Raw genomic sequence first — 14,968 nt, 5'->3', positions numbered from 1 at the left:
GGCTGCATGGAAATCATGAGAGGGCGCGTATGCGCTCTTCAGGTGTTACGATATTAGTAATCCGTACGCCAAGTTTCCCGTTTGCCTTGACCACTTCACCGCGCGCAAAAATGCTTCCATTGGCCATAATATCCACCTGTGAATCTGCCTCCTTCCCCATCTGGAGTACTGTTCCCCGGCCTATGCGAACGACCGAGTGCAGAGGCAACTTCACACGCGCCAGCTCTACGCTTACCTCCAACGGAATGTGCATCAGGGATTCCAGGTTTGATGGACTATGTTCCTTGGTGCTGATCTCCTGCTCTATGGCCTGCTGTTCAACCTCTTGAGTTTGCTCAGTCATAATTGTTCTCCGGTTCAAGTTTTAAAATTTCTATTATTTCAGCTGCTAGCATCCCATCCTGCTGTCCCGGGATGGCGAGGTAAGATTGATATTTATCGATCCACAGCTTGGCAGGGTCACGTTCCAGAATTGTTAAGGGTAGAAAATCACCGGTTTTGTAATTAAGGAAATCCTGGATTCGGATATTACAGCGGCCAAGTTCAAGCCTTAATTCAATCGGAGAGTGCAGGATGCTGCTTTTCAACTGGCTGTTCCACTCTTCATCAATGCTTTCCGTCTGTTCGCGTGCCTGAGAGCGCATGGTAATCAGCATCGGTTCGAGAAAGGAGAATGGGTAGCAGATGGTTATCTCTCCGCGCACCTCTTCCCCAAGCACGATCACATTGGTAACCGAAAAACACAACTCATCCTCGGCTGTCATCAACAGGCTCATGGGATCCAGGTCGATTTGTTTCAATTCGAAATCCAGCTTGATGATGGGGCTCCATAAATCAGCCAACATGGACCCAGTTGAGCTGGCGATTCTTGCCGCCAGCTTAAGCTCCAGTGGCGTCAATCCTGTATCTTCATCAGGAATCACTTCACCACTGCCAGAGAGCAGGGCATCTATATAGGAAACAACCAGTGCCTTATCAAGCACCACAAGAATGTGGCCTGAACCTGGGGACTCCAAAGTAAAATAGACGCGGGGCTCATCACTATCCAGCGCTTCGAAATAACTACTTTCAACCGTTTCCTTGAAGAACACAGAAATCGTATTAGTGAAATTCATTCTCCAGTTTGCCAGCAGAGCTTCGGTAAATCTGTCATGCATCTGGGAAAATCGGGGATAATCATTGAGGCCGCTCTTCTCTTCCTCACGGAATTCAAAGCTGTCGACACTCTCAGGCTGAGGCATCATGGGGAAGCTCGCTATAAGCGCATCGGCTTCCTCCTCTGGCGCAATCGCGCCCAGCAGCGCCTCGATCTCGCCTTTATTCAGTACTGGCTCACTCATTATTGGGCCACAAAGTCAGAGAAAAACATATTTTTCACAGATTCCCCACCGACAAGCGCGTTAATGCGATATACCAGCTCAAGCTTGAGGTCATACTTCCCTTGCGGAGAACGAATATCGTCAAATCTTTTACTGGAAAGAATCGTGATAATGAGGTCTTTTATCTGTGCGTTGTAGGTGTCGATCTTTAACTTGGACTCTTCATCTTTTACTTCCAGTTTTATTTTTGCGCGTAGAAAGCGGCTCTCATCTTCGTCAGAGAGATTGACTGTGATATTTTCCAGATCGATTAGAATAGCCGGCCCGGCTTCCGGCAGCTCTTCCTCTGCCAGTTGCTGTTCATTCTGAGCCACAGGGATTTCCAGGTTCATCAGCTTCCAGGAAATAAAACCGCCCACCCCCAGGACTGCCACCAAAAGTACGATAATGATAATTTGGACGAGCGTTATGGAAGATTTCTTTTTCTCTTCCTGCTGTTGTCCATCATCATTCTCAATTTCTTTATCCGCCATGTAGAGTCTCCTTCTCAGCTGCTAATCGTATCATCACCAATCACTGTTATAGCCGTGGTTGTTTCTTTGCACGTTTCTTTGCCTGCGGTTCGTAAAGCACAATATCGACACGCCGGTTCTTGGCGCGACTGAACACACTGTTTAACGCGGAAACCGGCTTTGACGGGCCATATCCAACAAGTGACAGTCTGGCGTGGCTAACACCTTCTGCTTCCAGCACATGCAAGACTGATGCCGCCCGTGCCAGGGAGAGGCTCCATGCATCCGGATAAGTGCTACCTGAAGGGAGTGCATCAGAGCTGGTGTGTCCCTCAACGCGTATGTGACCCGGGGTGGAGGCAAGCAGTCGTGCCAGTCGCCTCAGAATAACAATGTCCTGTTCTTTCAGGTTAGCTCCACCTTCACTGAACAACACTGAACTGGGCAGGCTGAACATAAACTTATCCTTGACCACGCGCGCATTCACTTTGCTTTTCCATTCACTATTGGAGAGCATCCGATTGGCCTTTTGGCGTGCTGCCAACAGCATCTCCTGCATGCTTATTTCTTGGTTGTTATCCACGATCGGTGTTATATCCAGATCGGTACTACTTCCCCGGTCAAACACTGATATGCCGACCGCCGCCTGGTCGCTGATCTCCTTGAGTGTCAAATTATCCATTGTAGACATGGAGACGATCAGAACGAAGAAAGTAAGCATTAAGCTTATCAGGTCTCCAAAGGTCATCACCCAGCCTTCAGTATCAACCTTTTCTGGCGTTTTCTTTTCCCTTTTGCGCGCCATCTTCTCAATCTCCCCTGGCCGGAGCAGCTACAGCTGGCGTGTTGCTATCTATAGTCGTTAATTGAGATTCCTGAGTGGTTGTAGGACGGAAGCGAATAATCAATTCCACACGCCTGTTCAGCGCTTCGTTACCGCCTGTTTCTGATGCACTCAGCGGCTGGGTGTCTCCCATACCGGCGACAAACATCTTACTTTTGGAGAGGTTATATTTTGCCAGCTCATGAAAGACCTGCATGCCCCTGGCTGCAGAAAGCTCCCAGTTACCCATAGCGCCTTTGCCTCGCATAGGCGTTCTATCAGTGTGTCCTTCAATGGTAATATCCTGAATTTCAGGCTGTATCAGGATTTCCGCTATCGAAGCGATAAAAGTGCGGATACTGGCGTTCAGTGCAACTTGCCCCGGCTTGAACAGGATCTGCTCCTGCATGCGGACCCGCACGGTACTTTTATCGAGAGGAAGCACGTGAACAGCGCTGCCTACCCCCAATAGTTTGGCAACATTCGTCAGTTTTTTGGCGGTTCTTTTTGTGGCCGTATTGGCGGCGCCAAGCTCCTTGCTGGGCATGGATGCATCGTGACTCTGACTGAGGTTTGCACCTGCCGGCAGCAGGTTAAAGGCTCCTGCGATAGAGTTCAGTGCTTTCAGCCTTTTTTCATCAACAATAACTGACAGTGCGGAGAGCAGGATGAAGAAAGCCATCATGATCATCATGAGTTGCAGGAAAAGCATATCGAAGTTCGACTTCGGATCCTCGTTTACTTTTTTGCTTTTGCGCGCTGCCATAGCTTTCTAATCGAAGCTGGTTGTGCGATCTTTGGGTGACAAATAACCCATCAGTCTGCGTTCCATGATGCGCGGATTCTCTCCTGCCGCCAGAGACTGGATACCTGCCATGATGATCTCGTTTACCAGCACTTCCTTCTTACTCAGGGTTTTCAGCTTTCCAGCCATAGGCAGGAAGAAAATATTGGCCATCAAAGCGCCATAAAATGTCGTCAATAGCGCCACGGACATGGATGGGCCGATGGTGGCGGGATCTTCCATATTCTGAAGCATGAGTACCAGACCGACCAGTGTTCCTATCATACCGAACGCAGGGGCAAAGCCGGCCAGAGCCATGAATATTTCCGCGCCCAGAGCGTGGCGATCAGATATTTTTTCCGTCTCACCATACAGGATGTCATCAACCACACTTGGTTCCTGGCCATCCAGAGTCATCTGCACGGCCTTTTTCAAGAATTCGTTGTCCATGCTATCAACTTGCGCTTCCATGCCGAGCAGTCCGTCCTTACGTACAATCTGGGAAAGCTCGATTAGCTCATTAATGGTGGCCTTGGGATCATGTACTTTTGATATGAATGTCTTTAGACCGATGGCTATGGTTCCAATCACCTCTTTTAATGGGTAGTTGATCAGCGTGGCTCCTATGGTGCCACCCACAACGATCAACATTGAAACCACATCGATAAACGATTCCAGAGAACCACCCATCTGGATGGCTGTAATAACCAGGCCAATAGCTGTAACCAGGCCAATAATAGTTGCGATATCCATTTCCGCTCCTTACAGGGAAGAGATTGTCCGATTCATACGCATGTTACATCCCTAGCAAGAAGCGTGCACACTTAAAATAGCAAAAGCGGAGTGAGGCCTGTGCCTCACTCCGCCAATGATTCAGCTAGCCGTCAGTTAACGTTTCAGCGTCATCAATGAGCTAAGCATCTGGTCTGTGGTAAGGATGGTTTTTGAGTTTGCCTCATAGCCACGCTGGATAACGATGAGCTTCACAAACTCGTTACCCAGATCCACATTAGACTGCTCAAGTGCGAAGGGTGAAATACTACCCATGCCGCCATTGCCGGGCCTCTCCAGCACAGGCGTTCCCGAAGCGATGGTTGCTCCCATCATATTGCTACCCAGCTTGCTCAATACAGCCTCGTTGGGGAATTTTGCCAGAGCCACCTGAAAGAGAGGGCGGCGCTGTCCGTTGGTGAAGATACCGTTGATGCGGCCGGTACTGTCTGTTTCCATGTGGTCAAGGAAGCCTGCGCCATAACCGTCGGCATTCATGAAGCGGGTAGCTCCGGAACCTGCCAGTTGAATTGCACCATCCAGACCCGTTCCGGTAATGCCCGAGGCATCTGTACCTACAGCACTACCGAAGTTGAAGGCAAGTGCACCTGCTGAAGCCGATTTCCAGTTAGCAGTAAGTGCGGGAGCGAACTCATTGACCAACGCACCATTCGCGGGATCAAATACCAGCCCTTGGGTACCAGCAGCTGCGGTAGCTGGTGGTCCGGCAGTAATAGTAGAAATTGCACCGGCTCCGCCGCCAAGTTCAAACGGAACTCCCGCAGTACCTCCGGTGACATCACCGCCATCGACAGTCGCATGCCAATCCCAGACAGCATTACCGGTAACAGCTTCGGTACCAGTTTTCACAAAAAAGAGGCTGACATTGTGAAGGCTGCCGAGTGAATCATATACGGCCACATCGGCCTTGGATGTATATGTTGATGGGATGGTAGGGTCAAATGCCCCAGGGGTGATGACAGGAGCCGTGGCATTCAGATTGACACCCACATCGACTTTTGTTGTTGGGCTTGCATTCGCGGAGACATTTGCAGCGGTAATGCCTTGAACGCTACCCTGAGGGTTACCTGCAGAGTCCAGTGCCCAACCTTGCACCTGAAAACCCTGACCGTTAATGAGGTTCATGGAGGAGTCGATCAGGAATGCACCGGCACGGGTATACTGTGTCTGACCACTAGCCGGATCCTTGAGCACAAACATGCCTGAGCCATTGATGGCCATGTCCGTTGCATTGGTCGTGCTCTGCACGCTGCCCTGTGCCTGGTCCCGAGTAATGGCGCCGATGCGCACACCGTTACCAACCTGGTTAGCGATGTTGGAGCGCGATACGTTTACTGTTTGTCCAAGTACATCGGCAAAGTTTACGTTCTGTGACTTAAAGCCGAGTGTGTTCACATTAGCAATATTATCGCCGATAACACGGACGCCTTCGCCAAATGCTGTAAGTCCGCTTGCTCCTGTGAAAAGTGCATTATAAATACCCATGTTATTTCTCCTGTATTATTTATTTTTAAGTTTATTTATTTAATTTCTTTGATACTGGCCATGCTGACAGGGGTGTTGCCGATCATGACATTCACACCCTCTTGTGTAAGACGAACTGCTGTAACGAGTCCGTTAATGCTGGTGGGTGCAGAAACGGGCTGACCTGTATTGTCCGTCGCTGCGATTTTGATGATGTAATTATCTGCTCTGGCGACGGTGCCGGCATCTGTCTTGCCATCCCAGCTCAGGTTATTGATTCCAGTCGGCAATGAACCGCTGTTTATGGTACGCACTGTTTTGCCGAAGCTGTCGACAATCTGTACGTCAGCTGCGGATGCGGCGCCTTGCAGATCAGCAGTGAACTGAACTGGTGTGGCACCATCAAATGTAAATGAGCTCGAGTCAGCTAAGACCTGATGCCCCAGATAGGAAGAGGCGGTTGCCATCTCCGAGTTGCCTGACTGTGAATTGGCGAGCATGGATGTTAGCAGCTCGTTGGTACTAATCTGCTGCTCAACCATGTTGAACTGCGCCAACTGAGTAGACTGCTGCGCCGCATCCTGTGGCTTCAACGGATCTTGATTCTGCATCTGGGCGACAAGGATTTTTAGGAATATATCTTTTTGCCCCAAATCATTCCTTGACGATTTTTCTGGTGCTGCCTGACTGCTTTGTACTGCGCCTACCTGCATCATACTCTCCTTACTATCCTAAATCCGAATGCTCAGCCGACTGCTTGCGCTTGCCGGTGATTCGGGCCGGTTATCACTGCTGCCGGACTGACCTGTTGAAAGGGTTCCCGGAACTGATGGCCCCCGGTTTTGTTCACTCTGCTGGTTATCTTTATGCTGCTCGGAAGATTCCATCGAGAAGCTGTCCATATTCAGTCCCTGGTCTGCCAATGCCTGACGCAACGTAGGCAGATGCTGTTCTATGGACTGTCTGGATGTGGACTGATCAATAACGAAGTGGACCTGAATCTGCTTGTTCACGTCACTCTCCAGAAAGACCTGAACCTTTCCGAGGTGCTTGGGGGTTAATGTGAGTTCCATCTGGAATTTCCCCTGACCTGCCGCTTGACCAACCTGCTGCATCGCTGCTGCAACTGACCATGGCCCGGAACTCAACATCGATTGACTTGGCTGATAAACAGATCGCATGAGTGTGGATGTGGCATCCTGACCGCCAATCTGGAGCATCTGCCCGCTTGCAGGGTCAAATGAGTGCTGGGCAGGCCTAGAAAAGGAGTCAGTCTGACCCATCATATCTTTCACGCTGTTGGTGAAGGATGCGGATGGGGGCATGGAAGGCTGTCTGTTTTGGCCGGCATTAGCCTGCACAGGTGATCCTTTTGCTCTGGAGGCATGCTCCAGGTTGACTTTGCGACTCTTCACAAAGTTATTTGTAGAGATGCGTTGTTGCTCAGGCAGGCTTGCTAGAGCTACTGCTTCTGCTTGAGCGGACACAGATTTTTCCGGCTGAATGCTGTTCGCTGTAGCCTGTTGCGTTGCCACTTTGTTGTTCGCAACCCGTTGCTCATTGGCATGCTGCTCGATTTTTGTTGCAGCGCCGGGATTTACAATTTTTACTGAGCTTTCCTGCTTGTCTGCATCAGGCACTGCTGCGACATGTGCTGCCTCACTCCTGCTCTTGGCAGGCCGACTGGTTTCCACCTTGATGCTGGAGGCAACGGCTTCTTTTTCTTCGATATGTGTTGAAGAAGCAACTGCAGCCTCGCTATTAACAGCAAGCCTTGCAGGCGGGTTCACTTCCACTTTGGCTGTAGTGGCCTCTTTTGCCACATCTGCAGCCGGTGCTGCTGAAGTTGCTGCCGCTTTAGCAGTGGTGTTGCTCTTTGCCTGCTGATTCACATCTGCTTTTTCTGTGGTCGCAGCTTTTGCCACATCTGCAGCCGGTGCTGCTGAAGTTGCTGCCGCTTTAGCAGTGATGTTGCTCTTTGCCTGCTGATTCACATCTGCTTTTTCTGTGGTCGCAGCTTTTGCCACATCTGCAGCCAGTGCTGCTGAAGTTGCTGCCGCTTTAGCAGTGGTGTTGCTCTTTGCCTGCTGATTCACATCTGCTTTTTCTGTGGTCGCAGCTTTTGCCACATCTGCAGCCGGTGCTGCTGAAGTTGCTGCCGCTTTAGCAGTGATGTTGCTCTTTGCCTGCTGATTCACATCTGCTTTTTCTGTGGTCGCAGCTTTTGCCACATCTGCAGCCAGTGCTGCTGAAGTTGCTGCCGCTTTAGCAGTGATGTTGCTCTTTGCCTGCTGATTCACATCTGCTTTTTCTGTGGTCGCAGCTTTTGCCACATCTGCAGCCGGCGCTGTTGAAATTGCTGTCGGCTTAGCAGTGATGCTGCTCTTTGCCTGCTGATTCACGTCTGCTTTTTCTGTGGTCGCAGCTTTTGCCACATCTGCAGCCAGTGCTGCTGAAGTTGCTGCCGCTTTAGCAGTGATGTTGCTCTTTGCCTGCTGATTCACATCTGCTTTTTCTGTGGTCGCAGCTTTTGCCACATCTGCAGCCGGCGCTGTTGAAATTGCTGTCGGCTTAGCAGTGATGCTGCTCTTTGCCTGCTGATTCACGTCTGCTTTTTCTGTGGTCGCAGCTTTAGGCTGGCTGCTGCTTTGAAGATCAATATCGGCTTCTTTTATTACAATGTCTGAGGACTCTTTATGGCCCGGTTTAAGCTTCTCAGCTACCGGTTTCTCTGCAGACGCCTCAGGGCTGGTTGACGAGGTTTTAGCTGCCTGCTTGGAGAGCTTCTCGGAACCAGCTGCGCTGTCCGCATTTACTTTGCCTTCAATGATGGCAACCAGCTTGGCAAAGAAACCCTTCTCGGAAGACTTGCCATGACTATTGGCAACCTGAAGTGCTGCTGAAGCTGTTTGCGACGAGGCGCTCGAAGTGATTTTCTGATCCATGCCAACTTATGAGCATGCGCTGTGCCATTTGGTTTATCATTATAAAACAAGCACTTATGAAAACTATCGGCAATTCTTGCAGGCAATATATGCCTCTATACGGCAACTTTTTCCTTCTCTTGGCGTATCTGTACACTTTCTGCCGTTGGTATGACTGACATCAAACAATAAGCATAAGCCGCAGCTCTCGTGCACGCTTTTGCTTGCATAGTCCTGCTTCTTGATTATTGGTTAACGATGTATGGAAGGTGTACTGGGGGCTCTTCTGGCTGCATACAGCTGCCTACTGGGAAGAGCTTTTTTCAGACTTTATAACTGTTAGAAGAGAGGGGCGTTCTGGTTAGAGCTTCCAGGATTGCAGTCGGCTGGTTTCAACGGCGATAATGGCATCAGCAGCCCTCAAGCTTTCAGAGTCGGGAGCGCCATGCTTCAAGCGATCGCGAAGAAGACTTAGCGAATGCGTAACTTCCTCAGACGGCTCTCCATTCTTCTCAATCTGCTCCAGGGCCTGGTCAAGCATAAGGGTTGCATCTTCAATGATATCCAGTGTGCTACTGCTATTTTTAGACCCTTCGCCAGGATGATGGTTCTCTTGCTTGGGCTGGATTCCATCAAGCCTGGTATGCAATAGCTCCTGGAAGCTGCCGCCTTTCACCTCTGACTTTTTCACCTTAGTGGCATTGACCCTGGTCGGGTTAGTGCTGTGAATTTTCATGACAACTCCTTCTGGAATCCTGAGTTCCTTTTCTCGGAAAATGTAGCAGTGCGACTTCAGGCAACCACTGTTTTGGTACATACATAAGATTCACTGCACGCAATTATCAGGCCAAAGCAACATGGCAACTTTCCCTGTTGCTTTGACTGGTCTGATTTAACGGCAACCTGAGGTCACTGCGTGTGACTGATCCAGACATCCTTGTACCCCATACCAGTGATGACATTTTTAATATACGCATGAGCATCATCTTTCTGCGCAAACCAGCCCATCCGCAGTTGATAGTAGGTTTCGCCACGCACCTTCACCATATGCTTTTCAGCCTTATGCCCGCTTTTAAGTAAGGCTGCCAACTCTCGATCAGCCATCTCTTCACTCTTCAATGACATTAAGACAACACTCCATCCTTCTCCCTTTTCACGCGCGGCCGATTTGGCAGCTTCAGGTATAGGCTTTGCCGACTTTACAGCAGCTGCCTTCTTCAGTGGTTCAGCGACCTTCTTCACCTCTTTATCCGCTGTTCTGGCTTTCTCTTCTTCAGGTGCTGGCAAACTGGCAGTCGAACCTTCAGAGCTGCTTGCACCCATTGGCGCATCTGTAGTGCTTTGAACAGCGCTGTTCTTAACAGGCGGTTCTAGCGCTTTAATCGCCTCTCTGTTTTCCATGATCTGCGTCGCCAACTGCATGAGGATGGCTCCATTGTCCGGCCCTGAATCCGCAGTATACTGCGCTTGATCCCCCTGACCTGCATCTACACCCAGACCACTGTTCATTCTCGCTTCAATACTTTCGACCTGCAGCTGCAAGGCGGCTATTTTCTGGTTTGCCATCCAGCTTGATACACTGAAACCCGCTGCAGCAAGGGCTATTACAGCCATGACAATCCGGGAAATCCCCTTACTGCCTGTTTTATTACTATTGCTAGAAGAATCTGGAAGGGGTTTTGTTGCGAAATTCAAATCGTCCTCTTTTTTTGGAATAATTCTTGTCTCTTTGGCACGAACATCTTCTGTGGAAGCTTCATCGACCCACTCTGTTTGCTCCATATGTTCTGAATCCTGATCGATAAAATCATCATTTTCTTCCATCGACTTCAGGGGGTCAGTTGCGGCTTCGCTCTCATCATAGAGCTGTTCACTCAGAGCCTGTTTCAGCGCATCCTCATCAAAGGTGTGATTCTCTTTTCCACTGTCTGACATAAATCCTCCAAGCTTTTTATTCCTTCACTACAGCAATCCAATGATCTCACAGCCCTGTCTGGCATCTCTCGACTTTTACAGAGAAAGGGGGGGGGGGGGGGGGGTAGCATGCGGTTATTTTGTGTGGGTTTATATCATCTGTAGCGCAAGCGTGTGCCGCGCGTTACCGAAAGAAGAATCTCTTCCGGCATCAACTCATCTGGAAAGTATGTGCCTGCTATCTTCGCCCCATGCAGGCTGGCGCCTTCGAGCCTGCAGGAGCGCATATCCAGTCCTTTCAGGTTGGCAGAGCGAAGGTATGCATTTGAAAAATCTATCCCACCCACGTGCATCCCCTGCAAATTGGCAGAACGCAGGTTTGCAGCCGCCAGAGAAAAACCATCTATACCTGCCAGAATGGCGTTGACCTCTTCGACCCTGTCATCCTGCAACAGCCCGCATATTTTCTTTTTTAATGGGTTATGAGTGTTTTCTTCCATGATCCAACCTTATTTCATTCTGAGTATAGTGAATAAGGTTGAGCAAATATAATGCCATTGTTTCATCGGTTCTGCATAAGAGAGGGTCAGCGAGAAGGGGGTTGGACCGATAGAGGTATCGCCTCTATTAGAATAATGCAAAAGGGGGGGGCACTGGTGGCCATGAGCATAAAGGCTCTCTATGAAGGCCGGCCTCATCACCACGCCTGAAGAGCGTTAACTTTGCATGGCTACCGCATGCAGACTGAAAGAGTACTCTACTCTTCCGAGCCTGCATGCGGTCATTCATAGCCTGAGCTAAGTGGAGTTATATCGCCGAAGGTTTTTTCAGGCCCAAATGAGATTTTAGCTCACCCTCGACCTGAGATTCATTGCTGGCATTCAAGAGCACCAGATTGCGCAGATGCTCAAAGCTTTCCAGATCAATCTCCGAAATCTCGACACTGATGCCCTCCTCAGTCGAGCGTACAATCTTCCCTTTGGCCTTGATGCATGCCGGACTCTCCCTGGTTTCGCCAAGAAAACATTTCACCGTGCATTCAGCCTGTAGCGGCAGCATTTCATTACAGAATAGCCGCACACCACGCATGCTTACATCTGCAAGCCGACCGCAAACAATCTTATCCCCACAATCAACCTCAGCATCGATATGGGTCTCCACACGAGAAAAGTCGCGCTTGTTATCAGGATCAGCCATTCAGGGTCGGGCCTAATTCTGTCTGGAATGACTGGGCAGTAAACGGCTTGGTAATCAGGAAGTTAGCTCCTTCCTCCATGGCGGTCTCTTTCATTTTTGGAGAACCTTCCGTAGTCACAAAGCCAAACAGGCCGGAAAAGCCTTCTGCCTTCAGCGCCTGCAAAAATTCCAATCCGTTCATATTCGGCATGTTCCAGTCTGAAATAATTACGTCCGGTGCCCATTCATGGACAACATCCAGGCCCAGCTGGCCATCGGCCGCCTCTTTGGTCTCATGATCCCCATACCCGGCCTGACGCAGGGTGCGCAACACAATCATGCGCATAGCTTTACTGTCATCTACTACCAGAATTTTCATATCACTCTCCATCTGTCTCTTTTATTTATTGATGTAATCCTCTTCCCGGACTACTTAACCTCGTGCCACAACTGCCGCTATCATCGGCTCGCCCTCACATAAAAAGCCGAGTTCGCAGGTAACTTTTCCACCTGGAATCGTGATCTTGTAATCAATTCCTTCGGCGACAGAGGGCAAGGAGATACAGCACCCCTGCGGCAACAGGGTATTGATGTTGCCTGCTGTCATATTGGTGAGTTCGCCCAGTGCATCCTGCATTTCATCTTCCGACACTTCATCCTCGGTCATGCCAAACATTGAGGCTGTAGCCTTGCGTACCAGCGAATCAGGGCAGAACAGGGTAACCGCTCCCTGCCATTCGCCTGCAATCTGAATGCAGCCGACCATTGACCGCTCCCCCTTCGGAAGGGTAACGCCATCATGAACATATTCAATTTCCAGGTCCAATATGGTCGTCCAGATATCGGTGATAATTCGGTTTATATCTTCTTCATTAAAATGCATTACCCTCTCCTTTATGCACGCAACTGATAGCACACTGCGCGGCCAATTAATTTCCTCTCAAATGAATCATCCAGGTTAAAAGTAGTCTCTGCAGAACCAAGGAACAGATAACCTTCCGGGTTCAGTTGATTGCGCACCTTGTTCAGAATGCCTCTTTTCGTTTCCTGATCAAAATATATCAGCACATTGCGCAGAAATATTACATCCATCTTTGGCATCATCGGCCATGGACCTGACAGGTTCAGCTTACGAAAATCAAGCATGTTCCTGATATTGTCTTTGGCCTTCCATACCGAGCCATGGTTTTCAAAATACTTGACCATCATTGTCACCGGAAGCCCGCGGTTGATTTCAAGCTGTGTGTAGTGCCCTTTTTTTGTGTAACTCAACATCTCTTCTGAGATGTCAGTGGCTGTAATATTCACATTCCAGCCCGGTTGCGCGGCAAAATGATCATTAATCAGCATGGCCAGGGAGTAGGGCTCCTGCCCGCTTGAGCAGGCTGCAGACCAGATATTCAGACGCTTTCTGAGGGCCAGTTTTTCTGTCATTTCAGGCAGAACGTGTGCCTTCATGGCTTCAAACGGATGGGCATCACGAAAGAAGCTTGTTTCATTGGTGGTCATCGCTTCGATCACATCATAATGAAGAGGACCATACGGGGTCTGCTGAAGCTTTTTGACAAGCTCGGAAAGGGAGGAGAACCCCTTGGCCTTGGCTAGCGGATTAATTCGGGAATCCACTAGGTACTCCTTACCAGTTTCCAGCACAATTGCAGAGTTATCATACACAAGTTTGCGGATATAGGAAAAATCGTGTTCGTTGACCATAACCTTTTACACTCTCCCTATACGCGCGGTTTGAACCCTGCGTACGATTTCAGCACCGATACGATTCAGCGGTATCAACTCTTCAGCCAATCCCGCCTGAGCAACAGCACCCGGCATGCCCCAGACCACGCTGCTCTCTTTATCCTGCGCAATGATCTGGCCAGCGGCCTCCTTGACCTTATGACACCCAAGCATCCCATCCTGGCCCATTCCAGTCATGATAACCGCCAATGTATTGGCGCCATAAATATCAACAACTGAACGGAACAGAACATCCACCGCAGGACGACATGAATTTTCAGGCGCGTCCTTGTTCAGCGCTACTTCCACAGACGCGCCTTTACGCACCAGGGCCATGTGAAAACCACCCGGAGCAACCAACGCAAGACCAGGCTGCAATTTATCCCCGGCTGCCGCTTCCCTTACCTGTATGGCAGATTTCTGATCGAGCCGGTCAGCCAACAGCTTGGTAAACATCTCAGGCATATGCTGCACAATCACAATCGGCACCGGAAAGTCCTTTGGCAGCGTCGGTATCATCTCAATGAGTGCATTGGGGCCACCCGTTGAAATACCAATAGCCACAACATCTATGCGCTGGCGGGCAGTAGTAACAGGTCTGGGCGCTGGAGATGCAACCACCGGCTTTGCCGGAGATACCACAGGAGCCTTGGGAAGCTGCACTGGAGCACGATGGAAGAAACATTTGATTTTGGGTACAAGTTCATCACGAAGGCACTGCTGCGCTGCGGCCACACTGCCGACGTTGGCCGGTTTGGTAACATAATCATTGGCCCCAAGCGAAAGTGCATCAAGGCTTGCCCTGGCTCCTCGCTCGGTCAGCGTGCTGAACATAATGACTTTCAGGCGAGGATAGAGCTTCCTGAGTTCCTTCAGGGTCTGCAGCCCATCCATCACCGGCATTTCAATATCCAGGGTAATCAAATCAGGCTTGAGCTGAGCAATTTTATCAAGGGCAATGCTGCCATTGGCTGCAACACCGATAACCTCAATGGCCGGATCACTGGCCAGCACGTCACTCACCATCCTCCGGATGACTACCGAGTCATCGACAACAAGGACTCTGATCTTATCGGTCATCTTCAGTCCAGACCTAACATCTGCAGCTTCTCTTGGATCATCTCTTTGGTGAATGGTTTCATAATATACTCATTCGCCCCCGCCTCCAGCGCCTTGATCACCTGAGACATTTCAGCTTCAGTTGTCACCATCACAATCTTCATGTCGCTATAGACAGCATCGGCTCGAACAGCACAAATAAATTCATAACCATTCATTTCAGGCATATTCCAGTCAACCAGTGCAACATCAAACGGGCCACTGTCTTTCAGGCGTTCAAGGGCTTCAAGGCCATTGCAGCCCTCAGCCACCTCATAGCCCAGGCCTTTCACCGTTCGCCCGATAATCATTCTCATCGCTTTTGAGTCATCAACTACCAGAGCTCGCATAATTCCCTCACGTGACGTCGCGTCATATATTCTTGTTCGTTTTCCACAGAAGGCATTAACTTTCCCAATACCATCCAC

General features: G+C 49.8%; 18 protein-coding genes. All 18 read right to left on the bottom strand.

Annotation, left to right across the window (positions count from 1 at the left end; genetic code table 11):
* Positions 1 to 13: 13 nt before the first annotated feature.
* The 18 genes from Ga0123461_RS00580 to Ga0123461_RS00495 all read right to left on the bottom strand — a co-directional run bounded on the left by Ga0123461_RS00580 (position 14) and on the right by Ga0123461_RS00495 (position 14,890).
* Positions 14 to 343, bottom strand: a complete 330-nt coding sequence (locus Ga0123461_RS00580; RefSeq protein WP_100276566.1) for a FliM/FliN family flagellar motor switch protein — start codon at positions 341 to 343, stop codon at positions 14 to 16.
* Positions 336 to 1,340: a flagellar motor switch protein FliM gene (locus Ga0123461_RS00575; protein WP_100276565.1), complete on the bottom strand. Its 1,005-nt coding sequence runs from the start codon at positions 1,338 to 1,340 to the stop codon at positions 336 to 338. Before Ga0123461_RS00575 ends, Ga0123461_RS00580 begins: the two co-directional genes overlap by 8 nt.
* Entirely contained in the window at positions 1,340 to 1,852 is a 513-nt protein-coding gene (locus Ga0123461_RS00570; protein ID WP_100276564.1) for a flagellar basal body-associated FliL family protein, read from the bottom strand. The genes Ga0123461_RS00575 and Ga0123461_RS00570 overlap by 1 nt, the downstream gene beginning before the upstream one ends.
* 46 nt (positions 1,853 to 1,898) lie before the next feature.
* On the bottom strand, positions 1,899 to 2,636 hold the full coding sequence (locus Ga0123461_RS00565; RefSeq protein ID WP_100276563.1) for an OmpA/MotB family protein: 738 nt from the start codon (positions 2,634 to 2,636) through the stop codon (positions 1,899 to 1,901).
* 4 nt (positions 2,637 to 2,640) lie between these two features.
* The gene (locus Ga0123461_RS00560; RefSeq protein ID WP_100276562.1) at positions 2,641 to 3,420 is read right to left on the bottom strand and encodes an OmpA family protein; all 780 of its coding nucleotides are present in this window, start codon (positions 3,418 to 3,420) and stop codon (positions 2,641 to 2,643) included.
* Positions 3,421 to 3,426: 6 nt separating this feature from the next.
* Complete coding sequence (locus Ga0123461_RS00555) at positions 3,427 to 4,191, bottom strand: motility protein A (protein WP_100276561.1); 765 nt, start codon at positions 4,189 to 4,191, stop codon at positions 3,427 to 3,429.
* 135 nt (positions 4,192 to 4,326) lie between these two features.
* Entirely contained in the window at positions 4,327 to 5,715 is a 1,389-nt protein-coding gene (locus tag Ga0123461_RS00550; protein ID WP_100276560.1) for a flagellar hook protein FlgE, read from the bottom strand.
* A gap of 35 nt (positions 5,716 to 5,750) precedes the next feature.
* The gene (locus Ga0123461_RS00545) at positions 5,751 to 6,407 is read right to left on the bottom strand and encodes a flagellar hook assembly protein FlgD (protein ID WP_232710257.1); all 657 of its coding nucleotides are present in this window, start codon (positions 6,405 to 6,407) and stop codon (positions 5,751 to 5,753) included.
* Between the two features lie 18 nt (positions 6,408 to 6,425).
* Positions 6,426 to 8,639, bottom strand: a complete 2,214-nt coding sequence (locus Ga0123461_RS00540; RefSeq protein WP_100276558.1) for a flagellar hook-length control protein FliK — start codon at positions 8,637 to 8,639, stop codon at positions 6,426 to 6,428.
* Between the two features lie 340 nt (positions 8,640 to 8,979).
* Positions 8,980 to 9,354 carry a hypothetical protein gene (locus Ga0123461_RS00535; protein ID WP_100276557.1) on the bottom strand — a complete coding sequence of 125 codons (375 nt, stop codon included), beginning with the start codon at positions 9,352 to 9,354 and terminating at the stop codon, positions 8,980 to 8,982.
* A 173-nt stretch (positions 9,355 to 9,527) separates the two neighbouring features.
* Positions 9,528 to 10,553, bottom strand: coding sequence for an SPOR domain-containing protein (locus Ga0123461_RS00530; RefSeq protein WP_100276556.1), 1,026 nt, complete (start codon positions 10,551 to 10,553; stop codon positions 9,528 to 9,530).
* A 134-nt stretch (positions 10,554 to 10,687) separates the two neighbouring features.
* Entirely contained in the window at positions 10,688 to 11,032 is a 345-nt protein-coding gene (locus Ga0123461_RS00525; protein WP_100276555.1) for a pentapeptide repeat-containing protein, read from the bottom strand.
* A 307-nt stretch (positions 11,033 to 11,339) separates the two neighbouring features.
* Positions 11,340 to 11,729 carry a PilZ domain-containing protein gene (locus Ga0123461_RS00520; RefSeq protein ID WP_100276554.1) on the bottom strand — a complete coding sequence of 130 codons (390 nt, stop codon included), beginning with the start codon at positions 11,727 to 11,729 and terminating at the stop codon, positions 11,340 to 11,342.
* On the bottom strand, positions 11,722 to 12,087 hold the full coding sequence (locus Ga0123461_RS00515; RefSeq protein ID WP_100276553.1) for a response regulator: 366 nt from the start codon (positions 12,085 to 12,087) through the stop codon (positions 11,722 to 11,724). Before Ga0123461_RS00515 ends, Ga0123461_RS00520 begins: the two co-directional genes overlap by 8 nt.
* 54 nt (positions 12,088 to 12,141) lie before the next feature.
* Entirely contained in the window at positions 12,142 to 12,591 is a 450-nt protein-coding gene (locus Ga0123461_RS00510) for a chemotaxis protein CheX (RefSeq protein ID WP_100276552.1), read from the bottom strand.
* Positions 12,592 to 12,602: 11 nt separating this feature from the next.
* Positions 12,603 to 13,421 (bottom strand): CheR family methyltransferase, encoded by an 819-nt coding sequence (locus Ga0123461_RS00505; protein ID WP_100276551.1) that lies wholly within the window; start codon positions 13,419 to 13,421, stop codon positions 12,603 to 12,605.
* Positions 13,422 to 13,427: 6 nt separating this feature from the next.
* A complete protein-coding gene (locus tag Ga0123461_RS00500; RefSeq protein ID WP_100276550.1) occupies positions 13,428 to 14,522 on the bottom strand; it encodes a protein-glutamate methylesterase/protein-glutamine glutaminase in 1,095 nt (364 codons plus the stop codon).
* Positions 14,523 to 14,524: 2 nt separating this feature from the next.
* A complete protein-coding gene (locus Ga0123461_RS00495; protein ID WP_100276549.1) occupies positions 14,525 to 14,890 on the bottom strand; it encodes a response regulator in 366 nt (121 codons plus the stop codon).
* Positions 14,891 to 14,968: the final 78 nt, after the last annotated feature.

Source organism: Mariprofundus aestuarium (assembly GCF_002795805.1).
GTDB classification, from domain to species: Bacteria; Pseudomonadota; Zetaproteobacteria; order Mariprofundales; family Mariprofundaceae; genus Mariprofundus; species Mariprofundus aestuarium.
This window is presented reverse-complemented; position numbering and strand designations above follow the sequence as displayed.